General features: G+C 32.4%; 18 protein-coding genes. 4 read left to right on the top strand and 14 right to left on the bottom strand.

Annotated features, from left to right (window positions below; all coding sequences use genetic code 11):
• Window positions 1–14 precede the first annotated feature (14 nt).
• From OA93_RS14280 to OA93_RS14270, 3 genes are read left to right on the top strand one after another with little or no spacing between them, the layout of a single operon-like run.
• Window positions 15–3,113, top strand: coding sequence for a CusA/CzcA family heavy metal efflux RND transporter (locus OA93_RS14280; RefSeq protein ID WP_039114043.1), 3,099 nt, complete (start codon window positions 15–17; stop codon window positions 3,111–3,113).
• 26 nt (window positions 3,114–3,139) lie between these two features.
• Window positions 3,140–4,432, top strand: coding sequence for a TolC family protein (locus OA93_RS14275; RefSeq protein WP_039114042.1), 1,293 nt, complete (start codon window positions 3,140–3,142; stop codon window positions 4,430–4,432).
• Between the two features lie 16 nt (window positions 4,433–4,448).
• Complete coding sequence (locus tag OA93_RS14270) at window positions 4,449–5,108, top strand: outer membrane beta-barrel protein (RefSeq protein ID WP_082001822.1); 660 nt, start codon at window positions 4,449–4,451, stop codon at window positions 5,106–5,108.
• Window positions 5,109–5,584: 476 nt separating this feature from the next.
• On the opposite strand, the gene OA93_RS14265 is transcribed toward OA93_RS14270, so the two are convergent.
• The 3 genes from OA93_RS14265 to OA93_RS14255 form a co-directional block, all read right to left on the bottom strand.
• Complete coding sequence (locus OA93_RS14265; protein WP_039114041.1) at window positions 5,585–6,967, bottom strand: PepSY-associated TM helix domain-containing protein; 1,383 nt, start codon at window positions 6,965–6,967, stop codon at window positions 5,585–5,587.
• Window positions 6,968–7,247: 280 nt separating this feature from the next.
• On the bottom strand, window positions 7,248–8,480 hold the full coding sequence (locus tag OA93_RS14260) for a DUF4374 domain-containing protein (RefSeq protein ID WP_039114040.1): 1,233 nt from the start codon (window positions 8,478–8,480) through the stop codon (window positions 7,248–7,250).
• 26 nt (window positions 8,481–8,506) lie between these two features.
• Complete coding sequence (locus tag OA93_RS14255) at window positions 8,507–10,903, bottom strand: TonB-dependent receptor (protein ID WP_052259456.1); 2,397 nt, start codon at window positions 10,901–10,903, stop codon at window positions 8,507–8,509.
• A 108-nt stretch (window positions 10,904–11,011) separates the two neighbouring features.
• Between OA93_RS14255 and OA93_RS14250 the strand changes: the two genes are divergently transcribed.
• On the top strand, window positions 11,012–12,043 hold the full coding sequence (locus OA93_RS14250) for an AraC family transcriptional regulator (RefSeq protein ID WP_039114039.1): 1,032 nt from the start codon (window positions 11,012–11,014) through the stop codon (window positions 12,041–12,043).
• Between the two features lie 299 nt (window positions 12,044–12,342).
• On the opposite strand, the gene rclC is transcribed toward OA93_RS14250, so the two are convergent.
• The 11 genes from rclC to OA93_RS14195 all read right to left on the bottom strand — a co-directional run bounded on the left by rclC (window position 12,343) and on the right by OA93_RS14195 (window position 23,900).
• Window positions 12,343–12,900: a reactive chlorine resistance membrane protein RclC gene (rclC, locus tag OA93_RS14245; protein ID WP_052259455.1), complete on the bottom strand. Its 558-nt coding sequence runs from the start codon at window positions 12,898–12,900 to the stop codon at window positions 12,343–12,345.
• A gap of 82 nt (window positions 12,901–12,982) precedes the next feature.
• A complete protein-coding gene (locus OA93_RS14240) occupies window positions 12,983–13,831 on the bottom strand; it encodes a helix-turn-helix domain-containing protein (RefSeq protein ID WP_039114037.1) in 849 nt (282 codons plus the stop codon).
• Between the two features lie 7 nt (window positions 13,832–13,838).
• Window positions 13,839–14,186, bottom strand: coding sequence for a hypothetical protein (locus OA93_RS14235; RefSeq protein WP_039114036.1), 348 nt, complete (start codon window positions 14,184–14,186; stop codon window positions 13,839–13,841).
• A 104-nt stretch (window positions 14,187–14,290) separates the two neighbouring features.
• On the bottom strand, window positions 14,291–14,530 hold the full coding sequence (locus OA93_RS14230; RefSeq protein ID WP_039114035.1) for a hypothetical protein: 240 nt from the start codon (window positions 14,528–14,530) through the stop codon (window positions 14,291–14,293).
• An 88-nt stretch (window positions 14,531–14,618) separates the two neighbouring features.
• Window positions 14,619–14,861: a hypothetical protein gene (locus OA93_RS14225; RefSeq protein WP_039114033.1), complete on the bottom strand. Its 243-nt coding sequence runs from the start codon at window positions 14,859–14,861 to the stop codon at window positions 14,619–14,621.
• Window positions 14,862–15,143: 282 nt separating this feature from the next.
• Window positions 15,144–15,926 (bottom strand): hypothetical protein, encoded by a 783-nt coding sequence (locus tag OA93_RS14220; protein ID WP_039114032.1) that lies wholly within the window; start codon window positions 15,924–15,926, stop codon window positions 15,144–15,146.
• A 198-nt stretch (window positions 15,927–16,124) separates the two neighbouring features.
• Complete coding sequence (locus OA93_RS14215) at window positions 16,125–16,337, bottom strand: DUF5808 domain-containing protein (protein WP_039114031.1); 213 nt, start codon at window positions 16,335–16,337, stop codon at window positions 16,125–16,127.
• A gap of 87 nt (window positions 16,338–16,424) precedes the next feature.
• On the bottom strand, window positions 16,425–17,774 hold the full coding sequence (locus tag OA93_RS14210) for a DUF4302 domain-containing protein (protein ID WP_039114030.1): 1,350 nt from the start codon (window positions 17,772–17,774) through the stop codon (window positions 16,425–16,427).
• Window positions 17,775–17,818: 44 nt separating this feature from the next.
• On the bottom strand, window positions 17,819–18,685 hold the full coding sequence (locus OA93_RS14205) for a putative zinc-binding metallopeptidase (protein ID WP_039114029.1): 867 nt from the start codon (window positions 18,683–18,685) through the stop codon (window positions 17,819–17,821).
• A gap of 19 nt (window positions 18,686–18,704) precedes the next feature.
• Window positions 18,705–20,180 (bottom strand): RagB/SusD family nutrient uptake outer membrane protein, encoded by a 1,476-nt coding sequence (locus OA93_RS14200; RefSeq protein WP_039114028.1) that lies wholly within the window; start codon window positions 20,178–20,180, stop codon window positions 18,705–18,707.
• Window positions 20,181–20,192: 12 nt separating this feature from the next.
• On the bottom strand, window positions 20,193–23,900 hold the full coding sequence (locus tag OA93_RS14195) for a SusC/RagA family TonB-linked outer membrane protein (protein WP_082001821.1): 3,708 nt from the start codon (window positions 23,898–23,900) through the stop codon (window positions 20,193–20,195).
• Between the last annotated feature and the right edge of the window lie 125 nt (window positions 23,901–24,025).

Below are 24,025 nucleotides of genomic sequence, written 5' to 3'. Positions count from 1 at the left end.
TTATAATAAAAAAAATGAAAAAAAATATATTTGAAACAACAATAGCAAAACGCTGGCTAATTCTAGCGTTATTTTTACTCCTATCCTTATTTGGGTATTATTCATGGACACAACTTTCGGTAGAAGCTTACCCAGACATTGGCGATGTAACCTCGCAAGTGGTAACGCAAGTTCCGGGATTGGCTGCAGAAGAAATAGAACAGCAAATTACAATTCCGATAGAACGTGCCATAAATGGTTTACCTGGCATGCATGTTATGCGAAGCAAAAGCACTTTTGGTTTATCTATGGTAACCATTGTTTTTGATGATGGTGTCGAAGATTACTTTGCCCGAACAAGAATTCAGGAACGCTTAAACGACGTCGAATTACCTTATGGAGCAACACCCGGTTTAGACCCGCTTACATCTCCTACTGGCGAGATTTACCGCTATATCATCGAAAGCAAAAGTCATGATTTACGAGAATTAAGTGAATTACAAGAATACACTATTATCCCTCGTATCAAACAAGTTTCGGGTGTTGCCGATGTTACCAATTTTGGAGGAATCACAACTCAATATCAAGTTGAACTTGATCCTCGCAAAATAGAGCAATATGGTTTATCTCTAAGTGAAGTAACCGAAACTATCGAAAAGAATAATGCCAATGTTGGCGGAAGCGTCATTAATCGCGGAGATCAATCGTATGTGGTACGCGGAATAGGTTTGGTGAAAAATTTGGAAGATATTGGGCGCATAGTCGTGAAATCGGTAAATGGTGTTCCTATCTATTTAAATGATATTGGTACATTAAAATACGGAAATCTTGAGCGTAAAGGTGCTCTAGGATATTCAGACAAACGTGGTGCCGATTATTCGGATAATATTGAAGGGATTGTGCTTTTGCTAAAAAACCAAAACCCATCGGTAGTTTTAAAAGGTGTAAACGAAGCAGTTGATGATTTAAACAAAAATTACCTTCCTGAAGGTGTTCAGATTCATGCTTTTTTGGACAGAACCGATTTGGTTGATACAACACTTACAACCGTTTCTCATACTTTACTGGAAGGGATGTTACTGGTAATTATTGTATTAATCGTTTTTCTGGGTAGTTGGAGAGGCGCATTATTAGTCGCGATTACAATTCCTATTTCGCTTTTGATTGCATTTATCTTAATGAAATTAACCAACATTCCTGCCAATTTACTTTCATTGGGAGCAATAGATTTTGGAATTATTGTAGATGGCGCAATTGTAATGATGGAAACTATTCTGAAAAAACGAGAAGATAATGAAGCCGAAGAACTCACAGAAAAAAGCATTGCCGAGAGAGTAAAAAGTGTCGCTCGTCCTATCTTTTTTGCCTCCTTAATTATCATTACTGCTTATTTGCCATTATTTGCTTTTGAGCGTGTCGAGAAGAAACTATTCACACCAATGGCATTTACTGTTGGGTATGCTCTTTTTGGAGCGTTATTGGTAGCATTATTACTTATTCCGGGACTGGCTTATTTTATTTATCGCAAACCACAAAAAATGTATCATAATAAGTGGCTGGATAAACTGACTAATTCCTATCATAACAGAATTCTAAAAATAATGAAGACTCCAAAAAAGGTATTTGCTCCTTTAATTGGTGTATTGTCCCTTGCTTTTATTCTTACTGTAATGGTCGGAAAAGATTTTTTACCACCACTGGATGAAGGTTCAATTTGGCTACAGGTTTCGTTACCACCAGGTATTACTTTAGAGAAATCAAAAGAAATGAGTGATACGCTTCGTCATCGGACTTTAAAACATGATGAAGTAACTTATATGATGGTTCAGGCAGGACGCAATGATGATGGAACAGATGCTTGGACACCTTCACATTACGAATGCAGTATTGGCTTAAAGCCTTATAGTCAGTGGAAATCGGGTAAAACCAAAGCCGATTTAATCAAAGAACTTGCTGCTGAATATGCTACAATGCCTGGATATAATGTTGGTTTTTCGCAACCTATGATTGATGGCGTAATGGATAAAATCTCTGGAGCGCATAGCGAATTGGTCGTAAAAATATATGGGGAAAATTATAAAGAAACCCGCAGAATTGCCGAGGATATTATTAAAACCCTAAAAAATGTAAAAGGCGCTGTAGATCTTGCTATAGATCAAGAACCACCATTACCACAAATACAAGTTATTGCCGACCGCCAGAAAATCGCTCAATACGGATTGAACGTAGATGATGTATCAGAATTGATAGAAGTTGCAATGGGAGGAAAAGCTGTTTCGCAAATTTTTGTAGGTAATAAAGTTTATGATATTATAACGAGATACAATGAAGAAAGTCGCAATAATCCTGAAAAAATAGGAAACCTAATGTTGACGAATTCCGAAGGCATAAAAATTCCATTATCTCAAGTATGCGATATCAAACTCAATACTGGAGAAAGTACTATTGCCAGAGAAATGAACAAACGCCATCTTACGGTTCGGTTAAACTTAAGAGGAGCCGATTTAAGTTCTTTTCTTAAAGAAGCACAAGCTAAAATTGAACAAAATGTAAAATACGACCATGAGCAATTTAAAATAAAATGGGGCGGGCAATTTGAAAATCAAGAACGCGCCTATAGCCATTTGGCAATAATAGTTCCACTGGCTTTGGCATTAATGTTTGTATTATTATATGGTGCATTTGGGAAATTCCGTCAGGCAGGATTACTAATGAGTATCGTTCCGCTGGCATTATTTGGAGGAATGCTGGCCCTTAATGTTCGTGACATGACGCTCAATGTATCATCTGCCGTAGGTTTTATAGCCTTATTTGGAGTTGCAATACAAAACGGAGTCATCATGATTTCGCATATTAATCAACTTCGTAAAAACGGAATGGATTTACTCAGCGCAGTAACAAATGGTGCTAAACAACGCTTCCGCCCTGTATTAATGACTGCAACTGTTGCCGTATTAGGATTATTACCTGCTTCATTAGCAACTGGTATAGGCAGCGATGTACAGCGACCTCTTGCAACGGTAATTGTTTACGGACTGATGTTCTCTACAATACTAACACTATTCGTTTTACCATCTCTTTATTATCTCATCGAGAAAAAATTTGATACAGAAAACAGAATACTACAACATTAAATCGATAATCTATAAAACGATACATTATGATTAAAAATATAAAATATAAATGGGTATTTCTTTTGTTAATGCTGAATATTTCGGCAGTAATAAATGCTCAAATTGATACCACATTTACACAAGTAAAAATGAATTATCCTGATTTCTTATCCTTAGTAAATAAGAACAATTTAGGATATGCAGCCGAAAAATTTAATATGAATATAGCTGAAGCTAATGTAGAAGCTTCAAAAGTATTTCCTGATCCTGAACTCGCTATTGGAGCTAGTGATAATGGACAACGCAGAATGCAAATGGGCTATGGTTTTTCGACTGAATTAAGTTGGACATTGGAACTTGGCGGAAAACGAAAAGCTCGAATAAATGTAGCAAAAAGTACTAGCGAACTAACAAAAGCTTTATTAGAAGATTATTTTCGTAACCTACGTGCCGATGCAACTTTAAATTATTTAACCAGCTTAAAGCAAAAGGAAATATTTAAGGTACAATTAAACTCTTATACGATTCTTAATAATATAGCTGTAGCCGATAGTATTCGGTTTAAATTGGGTAGCATAACCGAAATTGATGCACGCCAAAGTAAACTAGAAGCCAATACGATGCTAAATGAGGTGTACCAAAGCGAAGCCGATTGGAAGACTACTCTATTAGAACTGGGAACCTTGGTAGGAAATCAAAAAGCAGATACTTTGTATTCACCTATTGGGGATTTAGCAAAATTCGATCGCTTATTTGATTTGAATGAACTTATAATTTCTGCCGAAAACAATCGAGCCGATTTATTGGCTGCACTTAAAAATAAAAATGTATCACAGGATATTTTAAAATTAGCCAAGGCAAATAGAGTTCTGGATTTAGGATTAAATATAGGAGTAGAAAGTGCTTCTGTAGTAACAAATAGTGTTGCTCCTACCCCATCTTCTTCGGCTGTTTCTGGAGGTATTTCTATTCCGCTTAAGTTTTCTAATCGAAATAAAGGCGAATTAAAAGCAGCTGAATATAGTGTGCAACAAGCTGATGTATTGTACAAACAAACAGAATTACAAATCCAGATAGAAGTACGAAAAGCATGGTTTAATTATCTCACTACACAAAAACAAGTACGCCAATTTAATACTGGTTTATTGGCCGATGCGCAACGTTTGCTAGATGGAAAGGTTTATAGCTACAAACGCGGTGAAACCAGTTTACTCGAAGTATTAAACGCGCAACGAACCTATAATGAAACTCAACTTAATTATTATGAAACTCTATATAATTATGCTGCAGCACTGGTTGAACTAGAAAAAGCAGCTGGTATTTGGGATATTAATTTTTAAAATAATACTTATAACAATGAAAAATACATATACAATTTGCATCATGCTTTTTTTTATACTCAAAATTAGCGCGCAACAAGATGGTCTCACCTTTGGTATAAGTGGTGGCATAAACTGGACATCATTAACAGGTAGAGATGTTGATAGTTTATCTAATGATGGATCTCAGAAAAGTTTAATCGGACAATCAATCGGGATTACGCTCGACAATAAAACATCTAAATACTTCGGACTGAAACACGAATTATTTTACAGCCAGCGAATAATGTCTATCAAAATCGATGATGGAATAAATCCCGAATTCTCAAGTAAATTTAAACGTCAGTATATTGATATATTTCCTGTGAGTCCAACTTTATATTACAAAGGATTACAAGTTTATGCAGGACCGTATCTGGGCGTTTTATTAAATGCTTCCATACAACGTAAAGATGCCGATGGAAACCTATATACCGATAAATCGATTTATGGTTCTGGCGAAGCTTCTAGTAATTATAGTCAGAAAATGGATGCTGGGTTTGTTGCAGGTTTAAATTACGAATTCAAAAATGGAATTAATATTGGCGGAAGATTTATTCGTGGCTTTGTGCCAATAATAGAAAATGCTAACACAAAACAACAATTGAAAATTTATAATGAAAGCTTTTTTGTTATGATAGGATATAGTTTTTATTAAGTTACTAAGACTCTGAGGCACTAAGGTTCTGAGAGGCAAAGTGACAAAGGTTTCTTGTATTGCGAATAAAAAAGGCTCATAGGTTTTCTGTAGAGGCGCACTGCAGTGCATCTTCAATAGATATTAAAGCTTAAAATCTTTGCGTCCTTTGCGTATCCCGACGCTTCGGGATTGCGACCTTTGCGGTTAATTTTTTTGCCACAGATTAAAAAGTTTTTTTTTACCATTAAGGGATTAAGAAAATTTAAGCTTTGTTTTTAATGGAACTTAATGTCTTAATGGTTAGTTTTTTCACCACAAACTTGTCTTTCTGACGTAGGAAGAAACTCCACAATCTTTGTCGAGTTTCTTGCGGAGATTTCTCCTTTGTCGAAATGACAATATTGGGGATTTTCTATAAATATAACGTCCCGTTGGGACTTGTTCATAATGAAACCTAATTTTCTTAATCCCTTAATGGTAAAAAAATATTTTATCTAAAATGACATTTCTTCTTCTAGCACTTTTGGTGCTGGAACAGCTTTAGAAGCTACTTTGGGCGTTGGGGTTGCTTTTCCTTTTTTGCTGAATTTTTGTTTTCCCCACCAAATTAAAAATCCTGTAATAGGTAAACTGGCAGAAATTAAACTTGCGAAAAAAGCTAAAATTTTTCCTGTAAGTCCCAAGACTGCTCCTACGTGAATATCATAATTCATTCGGCGTATTTTATCTGGAACGCTGGCATCTTCGTACTTTCCAGAAAAAGGGGTTTTGATTGTAATGTCTTTGAGTGATTGCTGATCGAAACTATAGCGATCCATATTGTAAAAGGTATTGCTTTTTTTGTAAACAAAAGCTCCAATAGGATCTGATGGTTTTTCGGGCATTGATATTAAAATCCCAGCTGCCTGAGGACTTTCTTTTACTAATTTAAGCATCACTTTATCTACTGTAGAAACATGAAATGCTTTAACGGTTGTTGTATCTGATTTAGGTGATTCTCTATTTTCTACTAATGGTTTTCCTCCAGAAGTTACCCAATATAATGATTTGCTAAACCAGCCAAAACTCCAAACTAAACCTGTTAATGAAATAAATAATAAAAAAAACATACTGTAAAAACCAAGTACATTATGCATATCATAATTTACACGTTTAAAACTAGCCGACCATTTAATTTTGAAACTCTTATCACGGATCGATTTAATCCATTTTGTTGGCCACCATAAAATTATTCCTGTAATTAATATTACTACAAAAATTAAAATAGCAACTCCTACAATAGGACGACCAATATCATAAGGCAACCATAAAGCACGGTGTCCATTAAGCATAAATCTAAAAAAATCGGGGTCTTCTCTAGAAAATGCTTTAACATTAAGAACTTGTCCTGTATAAGGATTCATATACACATTAAAAGTAGTACCGCTTCGTCTTTTTTTACGTTTTGGTTCTTTATCTTTAGGCTTGTCATTTGAAGCCAGATTACCAGCTTTTACTTGTTTTTTCTCTTTTTGTGCTTCTTCTTCCTTACCTTTATTATCTTCTTTCTTTTCTTTTTTAGCAACAAAATATCCCACAATTGCTGCTTCGTCTTTTTCTCCAAAAGTAACACTGGTGGCTTTTTTGCCTTTCATTTCCTTATCGGCAATACTTATAAGTTGCGATGGCAACAAATAGGCTTTTTCCTGTGGAGTTACAAAACGCCAATCTTCTATAAAATCTTTTATTTCATGCTCAAAAACGTACATGCAGCCAGTAAGACTGACAATCACCACAATGATACCAGATCCTAATCCTAACCACAAATGCAGCCAGGCTGCAGTGCGTTTGAAAAGTGACTTTTTACTTTTTTTCTTTTTTTGAGTAGAAGTAGACATGTTTTTGAAATCTATAAAAATTATGTAATAAGAACCATAAGCTCTAAAGGCAAAAGGTTAGCAAAAAATAACATCTGAAAACGCAAATTTATAAATTTACTTTTATTTAATAAGACTAATTATAAATAATTTTCATATCAGAATAACAATAATTTATCACTTAAATTATCTTTATACACCTATGCTTACAGGGCTTACTAAGGATTAGTAAACAAGTTTTATGTTGTTTACTAAATTTATAAAATGCCGTTTCAAAATTGAAACGGCATTTTTAATCACATTAATATTTTAATTTAGCAATAGCTGTAATTTCTCCACCTTCTACTTTCATACCTTTAGTAGCAACTCCTGTTGAACCATTAATTGTATAAATCCAGTTACCATCTGGTGTATTAATACCTAATATAAGTGAGTTATTATCTTCTGTAGTAATATTATAATTTGTAGTAGTTGATTTAATTACCTCAGGTCCATTAGTAACCCACTTAAAAGTTTGAGCGTACACATCGGCTACAGCCAATTTAGCCACTCCGTTATTTTTACCAGCATTACCATACATTTGTAATAACACTTTTCCTTTACCAATATAACTGCTTGAAGAAATTTTATGTCCGCCAGATTTTTCTTCTACATTAAAGAAATAAGACTGATCAAATTCTGTAGTTCCTTTTTTAATTTTCACTACCGCAGATGGTTTAGTCGAAGTTATAACACTATTACTTGTTGCAACTGCACTAGAAAAACCGTATGCGTCTCCATTTTCATCTTGGATTAATCCATTTGAAAAGTAATCTCCTAAATAACTTGTACGGTTATCTTTAATTACTTTTTCTAATTTTAATTCTGGGTAGTTATATACTGCAACCCACGTACTATCTGGATATTTAGTTCCGAAGGTATCAACCTCGTCTCCTTTAATACTCATGTATGGCATATATACCTTATCTCCTACCTGTGTTGCCCATGTATAATGTGCTCTTTCTCCGTTTTTAGCCAGTTTTATGATATCTTGTTGTGCTCCACCCACGATAAGTGATGATGTTGCATCAATTCTATACATAGATGCTATAGATGACGCACCTCTTCTTGGTATTTTTATTGTTAAAATTTCTTTGTTTACTGCTGCAAAAACCTGTACTGTTTCAGCTTGAAAGTTAGATGTTTTAGTCAATTTACCCTCAGCTGTCAATGCATAAGTAGTAACTGCTCCCGGATTTCCTTGTCCGTAAAGTAAACTAAAAAATTTATTCTGGTTTGTAATATAAAAACGGTACGAACCATCTTGCTCTAATCCGTTACCAGTTGTTGTAATAGATCCTTTAGTAATATCATCTGTAGTTAATAAATAATCAGCAATTCCTTCTGCCCCTGTAGTTGCTGTAATAATATATTTTGTTTTTTCTGTTCCTGTGCTTGGTGTTCCTCCATCTGGAGAGCTAGAGTCACTGCTACAAGAAAATGACGTAAAGGCTATTAAAGCAGCGAATATCGCTAATGTGCTAGTTTTTTTCATAATGATTATTGTTTGATTTATTTGAATTATTTATTTGATTTGGTAAAGAAATACCTGAATTTTATATTGAATGAACGACTTGGTTTTTGCAACGAAAAGTTGTCGTAAAGCTTATTATCTAATACATTTTTACATTCTAAAGCAATATTATATTTACCATCTGCAAAAGTGTATACTGCATTTAAATCATGATTAAATTGTTGCGGTATATCTAGTTTACCATCCTTAATACCTTGGCTTGGCCATGACAAATAATAAGTGTGTACGTATAAAAAATTATAACCAATAGATAAATTATTTCCCTTTTTTATGAAGTCATAAAAGAAAACGGAGGCATCGGCATTACCAAAAAGATAAGGGATATTAGGAACTCTGTCTTTATAATATGCTGATTCAACATTTTTGCCTGGCTCATATTGTGTCATATTACGAATATTTTGATACGTCATGTTCACACCAGCAGTAAATCTATTTTTATAAGAATATCTCACTTCACCATCTATACCAAAATTTGTAACCCCTTTTTGGTTAACGTTAGTGATCATCGTTTGATTTAAATTCATTTCTGAACGAATAAAATCGGTTGCATCACGATATAAAAAATTAACATCAAATGTCATTGCATTGACTTTCTTGAAGCTAGTTTGATAACTTAATCCTACATTAAAATTATTACTCGTTTCTGGCTTAAGGCTACTATTCCCTGCCACATTATCATTAACATTTCCGAATAATTCATCAGGAGTTGGCAATCTGTAACTTTTTTCGAAAGATCCTTTTATCTGTAAATTATGCTTTAAGTAATAACTGCTTGCAGCACCATATCCAAACAAGTTTTTATTATCTGCATGCTCTATATAGGCAATATCTCCCCAATTCCCCGAAGGGTTATAACTCTCGGAATAGGTATTTCTCAAAGAATAATTTTTAACAAATACTGAAGTACTCCATTTTGCGTTATAATCAAATTTATAACCTGCACCTATAATATTTTTTTGAGATTTCTTCGGTTGCTGATATAGTAGTGATTCAGGAACCAACTCATCACTTTCTTTACGATTAAAGGTGTTAAAAGTGTTGTTCAGCATAAACGAATGTCTATCGTTTAAACGGTAAGTAAAATTTGCTGTAGCGATTCCATTATTGTTTTTGAACTTACGTAACGTACGACTACGCTCTCCTCCTAAACCAGGTATTACTATATAATCTCCAAACCAATTATATCTTCGAAAAACCGTATCAACATTTTGCTCTTCACCAAAATTAAAATTACCAGTAACGCTAACATCTAAACCTTTTGTAAAGAAATCTTTTACCTGATATTTTACAGTTGGCATCAAGATATTTCCTTTACCATACACTTGGCCAAATACGCTAGTCATACGTGCTCCTGTTTGTATATCTGCTCTATTCTCACCAGCTGTAAAACCAAACAATAATTTATCGGCATATTTTTTTCCAGTTATACCTACATTCAGTATTACGGTTTCATTACGATATTTATCATGAAATCTTCTTACACGAGCATTTGGAAAATAAGCACCCGTATTTAAATCTGCGGCTTCTACATTTACCCAATAATTATTGTCTGAGTAATTCTGAAATGCATTTATCTCGGTAGTAAAACCACTCTTGGCAGTATATCCTGCATTTATTGTTGTTCGATGCGTGTTAAATGATCCAAAAGAATATGAAGCATCAAGATAAGTACGAGGTTTAGAATTGGTAACAATATTAATGGCTCCACCAAGTGCATCTCCACCTAACCAAATAGGCACAACCCCTTTATAAACTTCGATTCTATCGGCAAGATTAACAGGAATATTATTCAGTTGGAACGATGATCCAAAATTATCCATCGGTACTCCGTCAATAAAAACTTTTATCTGATTCCCTGAAAACCCATTAATAGAAAGCTGCGATTTAGAACCTACTCCTCCTGATTCACGAACACGAACACCCGAAACTCTATCTAAAGCATGTGATAAGTCTAGTGTCGAATTGTGTAGTTTTTTTGCATCGATTGCTGTTACGCTATATGATTGTTTATTTATTTTCTCCGTTTGGGTGCGTCCCATTACTGTTATATTTTCTAATTCGTTTAATTCACTTTCTAAACGAACGGAGAAAATTATTTCGCTTGTCCCCTTAACTTCGATGTGTTTTTTTGAAGTTGAAAACCCTATTGCGGAAACTTTTAAAACATAATTTCCTGCTGCAACATTTTTAAAATTATATTTTCCGTTTTCATCGGACATAATGATAAAATCTGTTTTTTCTAAACTTACTGTTGCAAATGGAATACTCTGTCCTGAACTCTCCGAAATCTGTCCTGAGACTGCTATCCCCTTATTTTGTTGGGCAAATGAAAAGAAGGATACTAAAAAAAATATACTTAAAATTGAAAATTTATGAGTTGACATATGTTTACTTAGACTAATTATAAATAACTTTGCAGCAAAAGTACCACGAACGTCTCCTTTTTATATAGGGAAAAACGGATTATTATTTTGTAAAAACGGATTATTATTTTGAAAATTAAATCGAAACTTCTCAGTCACGAACACCCAATAATTTCTATTGCGGTTTATGATGGCTATGACCCAAAAAGTCACTTGGCAGACGAAAATGTATTTATAAAAAATGAAACTTTAGAAGAAATAAAAAGTCATCATTTAATAACTGATGGTCTTGTGATTCTTGATACTCAAATGTATTTTTCTGAACCACAAACGGCATTATTTGAGATTACTTGTGAATCGATTGTGATGAATTTTATATGCTGTAATAATGTCGAAACCTACATTGATCAACTAGAAACTGAAAAATATTCAAGAGAAAACACTCATAATATTTTCTATACTTCAAATTATAAAGCCACATTTAAAATTCCGCCATTTGAGCAAATAAATTACTTTTCAATAATCTTATCAAAAGATTTTTATTACAATATTATCAATGAAGATTGGGAACTTCATCAAAAATTCTCAAAGAATATTCTCTTAAAAAAATCCAGTTATTTAACTTCTAGATATATTCCTTTTACATCATCGATACAATGGGTTATTCATGAAATTAAAAATTGTAATCGACAAGGCGCTTTAAAAAGAATGTATATCGAAACTAAAATTAAAGAACTATTAATTTTACAATTGGAAGCCCTTATTGAGAAGGCAATTCCAAAGGATTTAATAGACGAAGAGGATTATACTAAACTACTAGAAGCCAAGTTAATCCTGGATAAAGATTACGTACATGCCCCTACTCTTCCTGAACTCTCGAGAATGATTTCTCTTAATGAATTCAAGCTAAAAAAAGGATTTAAAGCGTGTTTTGGAACTACTGTAAAAAGTTATATTATCGAGCTTAGGATGAAACATGCCAAAGAATTATTTAAATCTAAAACAATAAGTGTTAGCGAAGTAGCTTACAAATGTGGCTATAAAGATGTGTCGCATTTCTCTGCTGCTTTTAAATCTTTCTATGGTTTTTCTCCGCAAAAATTTAAACTTAATTGGAATAAAATTACTTCTTGGTTATCTGGTTTTTTATTACTTGGTTAACATCGTAAAACGTTTATCGTTTGAGTCAATGTCATTAGGCAAAGCTTTATAACAAATTATGACTAAATTTTCGCGCAAAGCCGCAAAGCCGCAGAGAAAATCTATGCTAACTTGGCGGCTTTGCGACTTTGCAAGAGATCTATTCCGTACTGTATTAATTATGTTTTTCTTGACTTTAATGACGATGAACTAAAACAATAGTTATTCATTTTTATTTACTGAACAACATAATTAATAGAACATACCTAACAGATTTTAAAAACCTTTTGAGATAATCAAATTGCAAAAAAAACTGAAAATTAATTTCTTTGGGTAATTATTCTTTTGGCACAATCGGACGCACATAATAATCCACCGGCCATCATAATAACATCTTTAATTACCAATCGTCCTGCTCCTGATAAATAGGGAAACCCATGTGTAGAACTACCCAAATCAGGAACCCAAGTTTCGGGTGTTGTAATTAAAAAAGTTAGCGTAACCAATGCCATACCAGCAGTTAGAATTCCTCCTACAAGTCCTAAACGAACATTAAAAATTCCAAATAAGGTTAGCAATCCTATAATTATAATTACTGTACCCAATATGTACGAAAAAATATAAGTACCGTTATCGTTATGCCATTTGATATTTTCCTCGACTACTTCGCCTTCTTTATTTTTGTGATCTTTATACTCGCTCGGATTGTTATAAAAGAAACTCATTAATGGGCTATTTGCAACAAAAGGTACAATTCCATCTGCTTCATATTGAAAAACTTTAAGTCCGCCAATCCACACCATTACAATAAAAATGGCTATTCGCATTAAATTAAAAAACTGATTTTGTAGATTTGATAAGGTCGATAATATGTTCATACTTTTATTTGTTAATGATATTTACATTTAAATGCCAAAATTAACTACTCTATGATCTGCTCACAATGGACAAATATGGCTATTACCTAGACGAATCTGCAACGATAGATATACCAACATTTTCTCGAAATGCAGTTGGTGTAATTCCTGTATGCTTTTTAAAATAGCGACTGAAATAATTTTCGTCATCGAAATTTAGCTCAGCTGCAATTTGTTTCATGCTTTTATAACTAAGATGAATTAACTTTTTTGCCTCAAGTATAACTCTTTCCTGAATTAATATAGATGGTGTTTTTAGAAAATAATGCTTACTTAATTTCGAAAAATTATTAGGCGAAATCCCCATTTGCATAGCATAAAAAGAGGGCTGTCTTTCTTTACGAAAGTTATTTTCTAATAAATCTTTAAACTGAATTAATGGGTGATGTATGTTCTTTTCTTCATGAACAAGATTATCTTCTGATTTTATTTTGCTACATAATGCTAATATTAATTGCAAATAAGAACGTACAACTGCCATAGCATAACTACTAGTATTTTCAAGTTCTATAATTAGTTTTCCTAAAATATAATCTAATTCAATATAATCTTCAGTCGCAAGATTTACATAAGGTTTCTGATAAATATTATTGAATAAAAGTCCGTTACAGGCAACCTCTTTTTTATGATATTCTATACAATAAAAATCACCGTGAAATTGTAATCTTCTGGTTTTAATGGGCTTTTTTATGTCAAAATGAATAATTTGGTATGGTGTTGTAAACAGTATAATTTTACCTTCAAAAGTGTATTCTACCAAATCTACGCTAACTTTTCCATTGCCTTCCAATAGAAAAATACTGTACATTGGTGAATTACCATTCAGGTTAATATAGTCTGTATCGCATTCCTGAACGGTACAATTTTCATGGTCAAATTCGTTATCTTTCATTAATTTTCTATTTATTCTTGCTGTACCATTTTATCTTAAAATAGTTTTCATTTCTAGTTTTATCTACTGAATCATTTTTACGAAGCTTGGCACCAATTGCAACTAATTCCCAAAAAGAAGTTGAATCTTCGGGATATGGAATCTTATAAAAATTAGTTTTATCTCCATATTTACAAATCACGGCATTGATATAATCCAGCACATGAAATGTATTAAAACTTTCTCTAAATTCAGGTCGAACTTCATCATTATTTGCAAAACATACTGCTCCTATAGCATAAGAATCTGATATAAAAGGGATACCAATTATCTTTTCTATCTTATCTAAAACGTCTTTATCAAAGTTAGGAATCATATGTATTGTGTAAATATTTTTTTAATTTATGATGAGAAATGGCATTAAAACTAAAAAACCGTTTCAAATTACGAAACGGCTTTTTTATCTTTTTTCAATATTTATTAGCATCCAGTTACACTTCCATCCTCTAAAAGTGTTGGTAGGCAAGGTCTTTCTTGAGGACCAATACATGGATAATTAGGATAGTCATAAGGATTAACACCTGGACCTGAAGGCGCCCAGTCACCATCAGAACATCTAGGTACAGATATCGGGCCATTATAACCTTTACCAATTGTGTTTTTTTGTTGATCTTTACTTAGTAATTCTACTCCATTTAAATTCAAAATTGTTTTTAACATAGCAACTTAAATTATAAAATTTTTAGATTTATCAATCATTTTGAGTCCATTGATTTTTAGACTTTTTAATATAGAGAATCCTATTTATTTAGCATTCAGTTACGGTACCGTCTGCATGAAATGTAGGAAAACAAGGTTCTGTTACTGGTTCAGCAATATCTGCACATGGATAATTAGGGTAATATGCAGGATTAGCTCCTGGAGGTGCCCAATTACCATCTGAACATCTAGGAGTATTTCCCGACCCTCTTTGTCCTTTGCCGACAATGTTTTTTTGTTGATTTTTACTTAGTAATTCTACTCCATTTAAATTCAAAATTGTTTTTAACATAGTAACTTAAATTATAAAATTTTTTAGATTCATCAATCATTTTAAGTCCATTGATTTTTAGACTTTTAAGTAATTAAATATAAGAAATTACTTTTAAACAGAAACACTTTTTTTATGTAAATTATCTAATAAAACAATTAAAAAAAACTAACTTTTTTTGCGACAAGAAATACCTATAAACAAAAAAAGCAGCAAACTTACGCTTGCTGCTTTTTTGGAAAATTAACTTATATTATATTAGTTGGGTATTTTCTTTTAGGAACTAAACTTAGAGATTCTATACTAGTACGTATATTCATAAGTTTCTCCATTACTAACTTTTTTCGTCAAGAAGTTGTTTGTATCATAAGTATTCTCGTAAGTATGAGTTCCTACAATTACGTCTCCTTCTTTTTCTATTAGTTTAGTAAAATTATTTACTGTATTAGCTTCCTGATCAAAAGCTTCAGAATCTAATAACTGTGCATATCCTAAAATATTTTTAAACGGACTATTTTTAGTATCATACTCAAATAAATTGATACTATCATTAAATTCTACCTTAACTATATTACCACTAGCATCTAAAGTAAATATGCTCGAAGAATCTAATGTTTCTACTTGATCAGTCGAAATTAAAAAAGTAGCAGTCGAAATTGTTCCATTTGCATTATAAGTATAATCTTTTCTTCTCTTAGAAGAATTACCAGATGGAGTTTCCAGATACGATTTTAATTTATTGTTTTCATAAGTAAAAACCGTAGTTGTAAGCAATACATTTTGTTCATAATATTCGGTTTTGGTAATTAAATTCCCTGTGTAGGTAAATAAAGTTTTATGACCTCCATCAGCTACAAGACTCACAATTTTATTTTCATTATAAGTATAGGTAGTCGTCGAATTTTCTTCTGGATGAGATGCATATGTATACTTCTCTGTTTTAGGTAAAATAACTGTTTCAACGGTAGGAAGGATAGGAATGACAGGAACGTCAGAAATGATAGAAGCAGCATTGTCATCAGTATCACTAGAGCAAGAAGTAAATACTAAACTTGCAGCACAAAATAAAAGTAAAAGTTTTTTCATTGGTTTTGGGGTTTTAAATTTTGCACAAAAATATAATAATATCTATAATAATAAACTTGTTTTTATGCTGTTTTAAACTGTACCACTTTTAATTCTTTTTGTTCTTGAACCGATATCCTAATGCTATTAACACAACCAAAATCGATAAAATAAATATTGAATTATTCATAAAATTTCACTTTCTATTTTAATTATTATTTAATGATATTTTGATAAAATATAAATCACTACAAGTAAGATTAACAAAAAGAAAACTGAATTTGGATTTGCAAAATTTATTGTCCAGCCTAATTGTTTTATTCTCTTTGGAGGAAGTATTCTTTTGTCTTCTTTATTAAAATAAAAAATTCCCCAAATCCAATTTGATGGATCTTGATGCCACTTATCTTTGGTTTCTTTACTTGGTTCCATAAATTTTACTTTTTGTTATACATTAAAAAAAACAAAAGGACTATCTTTTTATGACAGCCCTTTTGTAAAATTATTTTTTGCATTTAACTATTGAAAAGCATATGTTGCTAATCTGAAATTACTAGCAGCTGAAGTAAAAGTATAAACTGTATTAGGTACTCCTCCTAGTTTATAAGTTTCTTTTTTAAAGTATAAACCTTTTGGATTTGTTAGTTCCTGATCAAATTTCTTTAATAATACTGGCTCAGCAATAAGTGCAGTTGCAGTTTGCCAAGAAATATGTTTAAGGACAATTGTTTTATTTACGGCATCCTCAACAACTTCTACATTATGATATAGTGTCGCTTTTCCTCCTGTGAATGTATATACTATATACGTACTTCCTGCATCATTAAATTGAAATTGAACTCTGTTAACCTTTTGTGCTGCAGGTAAACTAGCATTAATTTCATTCAATAATGTTTTACATAAAAGAGAATTTCCAGCCGTATTACTCAAATACTGTGCAATGTATCCAAATGCTGTTGCTGGTTGTCCATCTAAAATGATTTTATAATCATCTGTTAAAACTAACGGTTTTGTAGTGTACTTAATAGTAGCAGATACCCCATTTGTTCCAGTTGCTGTGAAGCTACCATCCGCATCGTTATAAACAAATTCAGACAAAGCTTGATCTTTAACTACAATAGCAGGGCTTACTATCATTCCTGTTGCAGAATAACCAACACCTACATTATAACTTTCAGAAAAACCAGCTGTAATAGGATCAGCAGTGGCAAAACGAGTCGCATCATCAAAATTAAAATCAAACTGACGTACAGTTGTTCCATCATTTGTTTCTAATAATCTAAAAAGTGGTCGTGTATTTGCTCCAATTACATTCTGCTCCATTATTGTATTTTGTGGTAAGTTATCCCAATCGGCAGCAGTAGCTTTTACAAAACGTAATTCTATAGACTTTCTGTTGGTTCTAAAGATAATATCTCCTTTATCTTCTCCATAAAATAAAAACTGAAAATCACCCAGATATCCTTGACCTTTCAAATCTTCCGTTGGGTATGATCTTGAGTCAGATAAAAGGTGTATTCTGTTAGCAGTAGTAAAAACTACACTTACAGTACTCCCTAATTGAATCTCGTATTGACTATCATACTTTTTTGTATCACTGTCAAAATCTGATGCCATTGTTACTTTCCCTCCAGGAGAGAATTTAAATAAATGTGTATATCCTCCTAATTGTGTATTATCAGTAAAATAAACGGCTTTCCATCCATACTCTGATGCCAGCAATAACTCATCTAATTTTTTAGACTGAGCATTTGTTCTTGCAGTAGGTGTTTGATCAAACTTTTCCTCAGTATCACCGTTACTGCAAGCAACTAATTGAATTGCTACAAAAGCAACAATTAGCAACTTATATAAATATTTTATTTTCATAATGTTATTTTAAGTTAATGTTTTAGAACTTAATAGTATAATTACTAATTGCCATTAATTACAATTGTAGTATTTTTTTCAGCCTCGTCTCTTAATGCATAGAAATCCATATCAAAGGCATCTTTAAAATACTTCACTACAATAGCTTCTTTCTTTTTAATATCTTCTCTTCCTTTCGGACTTGTTATACTTGCTAAAATAGCTGCATATTCTGCCTTAGAGCTAATTAAGATTATAGAAGCCGTTTCAGCAAAATCTTCAACAATATTGTTTCTTGCATAATTCGTTATAAATCCTAATTCTCTCGATGCCGAATTAGTTTCTAAATGCCAGGTTGCTGTATATCCTGAAGGAGTTAATTTACCCCAAGCTTGCTCATCAAAAGGTTTGTTCTGATTTAAAATATGAACATACTCATGCTGAATAGTATGAATAAACTCCGAAACTATTGCACGATTTTGTCTGTTGATATAATCTACTTCAAAAAGTGTAATTCTCTGTCCTCCTTCTGCAATTCCTAATGTTCTGGTACCATTGTCATTCATATTTACTCCACCAACTAAAACAACTTCTCTTGGTGCAATTTTCTTAACAAAATCAGCTCCACCGATGGTTGCGTAACTAGACAACCATATTTTTTGAACAATTTCTAAGGCTGGCTGCACTTTATCGATCGTTGGAGGAAATAAAAACCTACTATTATCAACCGTGTTCTGATTCCATTTGTATCGTGCATTAATATTGTACGGAATAAGGTAATTTGTAGTAATCCATTTATCTAAATCTGTTTGAACTGGCTGAGTAAAATCTAACTGGCTTTCACCCGGTTGATCCTCATGAGCACAACCAGAAAAAATCATAACTACTCCAGCAATTAATGCTAATTTTTTATATTGGTTTAATATTTTCATAATACTTTATATTAAATTTTTATCTAGGATTTATTTCAACTCCGTTGCTTGATGCACTTAGCGGTATTTGTAACGCTCTGCGTTTATCATCTTTAACTAATGTGTTTGACGGACTATTGAAAATATCATGCTTCACTACAAGATTAAAACGCTTCACATCCAACCATCTCATACCTTCATGAATAAATTCTCTTCTTTTAGCCTCAGCAATAGCTTTTACATACGATGTCTGCACTGGAGTCATAGTATAAAATGGTGTATACTCATCTGTAATAACTGGATATTTAGCAACAATTTTTGCCTCTGTTAACTTATCAGTTGCTGCATTATAAGCCTTTGTTCTCATTCCTAAAAAGAACTCTAACTCTGTATTTGCTTCAGCAATTCTGTTAGACATAACAAGTGCTTCAATTCTGTTTAAATAAAATTCATCGTTTGTAAAAAGCACTGTCCCTAAATAAGGTTCTCCAATTGCAGCTGTTAGGTTAGTATACTTGAAATATTCTTTGTACTTAGGACGGAAATCTGTCTTACTGTTATAAGAGTATGTAGTATAGTACCAAGCTTTGTTATATATATTTGTTGCGTTCCCAAAAATTTCAATCGCTTGATTTGAACCTAAATAAAATCTATTTTGTTGAGTCGCTCTAGAATAAATAGAATAAGATGAAATTACTAATAAGTTTGTAGGATGTTCAGCTTTTGCATAATCGATAAACTGTACGTTTGGATCTAAACTTGTATATGCTAAATAATCTCTGATTTTTCCAGCAGGTTTTGATCCTAATCCTTCTGTAACCTCTAGTACTTTAGCCCAGTCCCCTTTTATAAGATAAAAACGGCTTGCAAATGCTTTTCCTGCTTCTCTATTAAAATGAAATTTTGGTTCTTTATACTCGTTTGTTACATATTTCAAACCTTCTTCTATATCTTGTTGAATGAAATCATAAACTTCTGCAACAGTATTTCTTGTATATTTTTTAATTAATACTTCTTCTGGTTCGTTTACGTACGGAATACCTAAATCAGTCGCAGCAGTAGCTGGATTGTATCGATTAGACCAGAATGTCACTAACATAAAATGAGAATAGGCTCTTGCCAATAATGCTTCTCCTCTTTGTGAATTTAAATTAGAAGGATACCCTAACTGTTTAATAGCCTGCAATGCCTTGTTAGCATGCGCAATAGCTCTATAACATGCATCCCAATAGTTTGCCTGAGTGTCTATATTAGTTTCATCCTGCATTTCCCAATTATAATTCTGCAGGTTTTTAGGTAATGTCTCTGTTAATCTTCCATCAGTAACGTTATCAGACATTGTTTCGGCAAAATCCATATAAGTTCCACCTACTGGATAGGCATTTACCAATAATTCTGATATTTTTTCCGGAGTATCTATTTGTGTTCTGTTATCTGGTGTTTCCGAAAGAAACTCATCGCAACTACTAATACCTAGAAGTAATAATAATGCTAGCGCTATTTTTATATTTTTCATAATTTAATACTATTATAATGAAATATTTAAAGTAAATGTGTACTGAGAAGTTATAGGAAATGCTACTCCTCCTGTATTACGGAATTCAGGATCCTGACCGTTTAATCTTTTATCAGAATAAATTAACCAAGGGTTAACTGCAGATCCTTTAAGAGTAAAAGTATTTACACCAATTTTTCTCTTAAAATCTTTAGGAAATTCCCAGCTTAATGAAATGTTTTTCAATCGTACAAAATCACCATCAGCTATTCTAACATCTGAATAATTGTAAGTGTTATATGCTCTTGCAAGCGTACGTGCACCATCATAATTAGCATTTAATCTCTTATCTGCAATAACTGGAACATTAGTAATGTTTTCGTCACCTGGATTGATCCATCTGTTAGTAAAGTCTTTTGTAAATACTGTTAAATCATCATATTCACTATCATAAATAGGGTTTAAACGAACTTTATTTCCTGCAGATCCTACGAAGAAAACATATAATGACCAGTTTTTATAAGTAAAAGTATTAGCAAGTCCAAATGATTTATTTGGCTCTATTGATCCTTCGTATTTTAAATAATCTGTTACGTTATTATTATCCTGAAAATTAGCTCCAGTAATGTTATTTGCCGCTCCATCCTGCATTTTAAATGTTGGAAGACCTTGATTATTTAAACCTGTAAATTGGTAAGAATAAATAGAGTTTCTAGGACGTCCTATAGCGTTTCCTCCGTTTCCATCAATTAAATCAAAAGCAGTTGGTTGGTTTTCTAACTTCGTTATTTCCTGATTAAATACTGAAAAATTGAATGTTGTAGACCATTTAAAATCTTTACTTACGATATTTTGCGTTGTTAAACCAATCTCTAAACCTTTGGTTTCCATGTTTGCATTATTACCTTGTTTAATTTTTTGTCCACCAATACCTGATGTTACAACATAATCAACTAAGTCAAAAGCTTTACGTCTGTAAACATCAGTTACTAATTGTACTCTGTTATTAAACAATCCTAAATCTAAACCAATGTTAGTTTCAAATTGTTTCTCCCAAGTTAAATCACCATTTTGTAGTTGATCGATTTCAATACCTGTTTCTCTATCATTTAAGTTTAAACGATTAGCTATCATACTCTTATATATAGCCAAAGAGTTTGTTGCTGGTCCAGCAGTTGCTGTTAAACCATACGAACCTCTTAGTGCTAAATTGTTTATAGCTTTTAAGTTTTGCATGAATTTTTCTTCAGTAACATTCCATTTACCACTAAAAGTATATGTTGGTAACCATCTAGAAGAACCACTATTTCCTTGTCTGTTAGAACCATCATAACGTCCTGTAACAGAAGCAGTATAACGACGATCAAAAGTATAACCTACTTTCCCGAAGAAACCTACAGTTCTTTCTTTTTCTGCATTAAATGCAAAATAAGAGTTCCCTTCATTAATTACTTTTTCGATCATTCTAGGATCTGTAAAAGCGGTAAGACCTCTGTCATACTGAATACCTGCAGCTGTAAAATTATCGCTGTTTCTATCTAATGATCTTAACTCAGTACCAAAAAATCCTTCTACTTCATGTTTGTCATTAAATGTATTTCTATAATTCACACTATTTCTAATGTTATAAGAAGTCATATCATTTGTAAACTTTCTCAAGAATCCTCCATTAGGTAAAACTGATACTGGTGGTATAGATATATCATTTGGATTCTTGTATAAGAAGATATTTGCATCTCTTACAATTGTAGTTTCCATTGCGTTATAAGCTCCAACAACATTTGAATCTTCTAAAATTTTATGCTCTCTAGTTGTATTTGCATAACGAGCAGATCCAGTAAGGTTATAAGTTAAATGTTTGTTTATTTTATAATCTAAATCCACCTGAAAACGGATATCTTTTACATTAATATCCAAATAGTTATTTTCTAACTCATTAATAATGTTCATAGGAGCCCAGTTATTACGATAGTATTCCAGGTTTCCTTTTTCATCATAAGGTCTTAACGTTCTGCTTGTATTTAAAACATAGCTAAATGGGTTAATATCAAAATCTCTGGTAACTTTTCCAAAAACCTCATCCTTTTGGCTTTCGTATGTACCCGGAGCTTGTTGATCTCTAACAGATGCCATTGTAGATAAAGTAATATTTAAGTTGTCATTTATATAAAATGTTCCTTTAATATTTGTAGATAATTGTTTCACTTGATCAGCAATAGTCCATCCCGGATCTGTATAATATCCTAAAGACGCATAAAATGTATTGTTTTTTCCTCCTCCAGAAAAACTCAAAGAGTGGCTTTGTGTAATAGATGGTCTAAATAAAACTTTAAACCAATCTGTATTAGCTGATTCATATTTTTTCAAAAAGTTATTACGACTTACAGGATCATTGTTTACTAAATAACCACCAGTTTCTGGTACGTAAGTATTAATAGCTTTTCCTAGAATATTATATACTCCACCGTATCTTCCTTGTACAGTTGATGGCAAATCTAAATACCCTTTAGATTCCATTTCTTTAAAAATACTCATAGATTCTTGTGAGTTCAAGATATCATATTGAGTATAATTTGGTACTGATCTAACAGTTTGCTCTAAAGAGTAGCTTACTTTTAAAGGAGAATCTCTACGTCCTTGTTTAGTTGTTACAACTACAACTCCATTTAAAGATCTTGATCCGTAAATAGATGTAGCCGAAGCATCTTTAAGAATTTCAATACTCTGAATATCGTTAGAGTTTAATCCTGCAACAGATGAACTTAATAATGTTTCTGAGTTTCCAGAAGCTAAATCTGCAAATGAAATATTGATAATATCTTCTTGTACAACACCATCAATAACCCATAAAGGTTTTGTATCTCCAAAAATTGAAGATGATCCACGCACAGTAATTTTAGGAGCAGTACCAAATGTTCCAGTAACGTTTTGTACTGTAACACCCGCAGCTTTTCCTTCAATCATTCTACTGATATCTACAACTCCATCAACTTTTAATTCAGTTCCCGAAATTTTACTAATCGCTCCTGTAAAAGTTCTTTTAGATGTTTTTTCGTAACCTGTAGTAACCACAACCTCTTTTAAGTTTTGTCCTTGTTCACTTAAAGTAATTGTAAGTGGTGAGTTTGTTATATTTACTTCTTTTGTTTCCATACCTACGTAAGAAACAACCAATTTTGTAGTGTTAGCTGGCATATCGATAGTAAAATTACCATCGAAATCTGTAAGTACTGCAACCTTGCTTCCTTTTGCAAGTACAGTCGCTCCTGGTAACGGATCACCACTTTGGTCTACAACTTTTCCTTTTACAACTGGAATAAATAAACTCTCAAACAATGAGCTTGGGAGGTCTATATCTTCAAAGTTAGCTGCTTGTGAGCTATCTTTTTGCAAGATAATTTGATTACTTACCTCAGAGTAAGTAATATTAAATGGTTTTAGTACTCTATTAAGAATACTAGATAAAGTTTCATCATTGGCTTCGATACTCACTTTCTGATTCAATTGAGTCATTCTTGAGTTGTACGAAAACTTAACTTTAGCTGATTTTTCAAGCTTAGATAACGCGTTATCCAAACTCAAATTAACAACGTCAATAGTCACCTTCGTATCCAATTTCCTTTGTCCTTTCACACTATTTGCCATAGTGACAGTTGAAAAGACAAATGCCAAGACAAACTGAAATAATGTTATTTTCATGATTCGAAAGAGTAATCGTTGTTTAACAACATGTTTTTTCATAATTTTGGTTTGTTTAATTAATACTATTTACTGGGTATTGAGGAACATTACAAATTGCCCTTTACAGAGAGCAACTTGATATTATCTAAGCGTCGAAAATGTTACAGCATCTTCGGCGCTTTTCT

Origin of the sequence: Flavobacterium sp. KMS (assembly GCF_000813005.1) — a bacterium.
Lineage (GTDB): Bacteria > Bacteroidota > Bacteroidia > Flavobacteriales > Flavobacteriaceae > Flavobacterium.
This window is presented reverse-complemented; position numbering and strand designations above follow the sequence as displayed.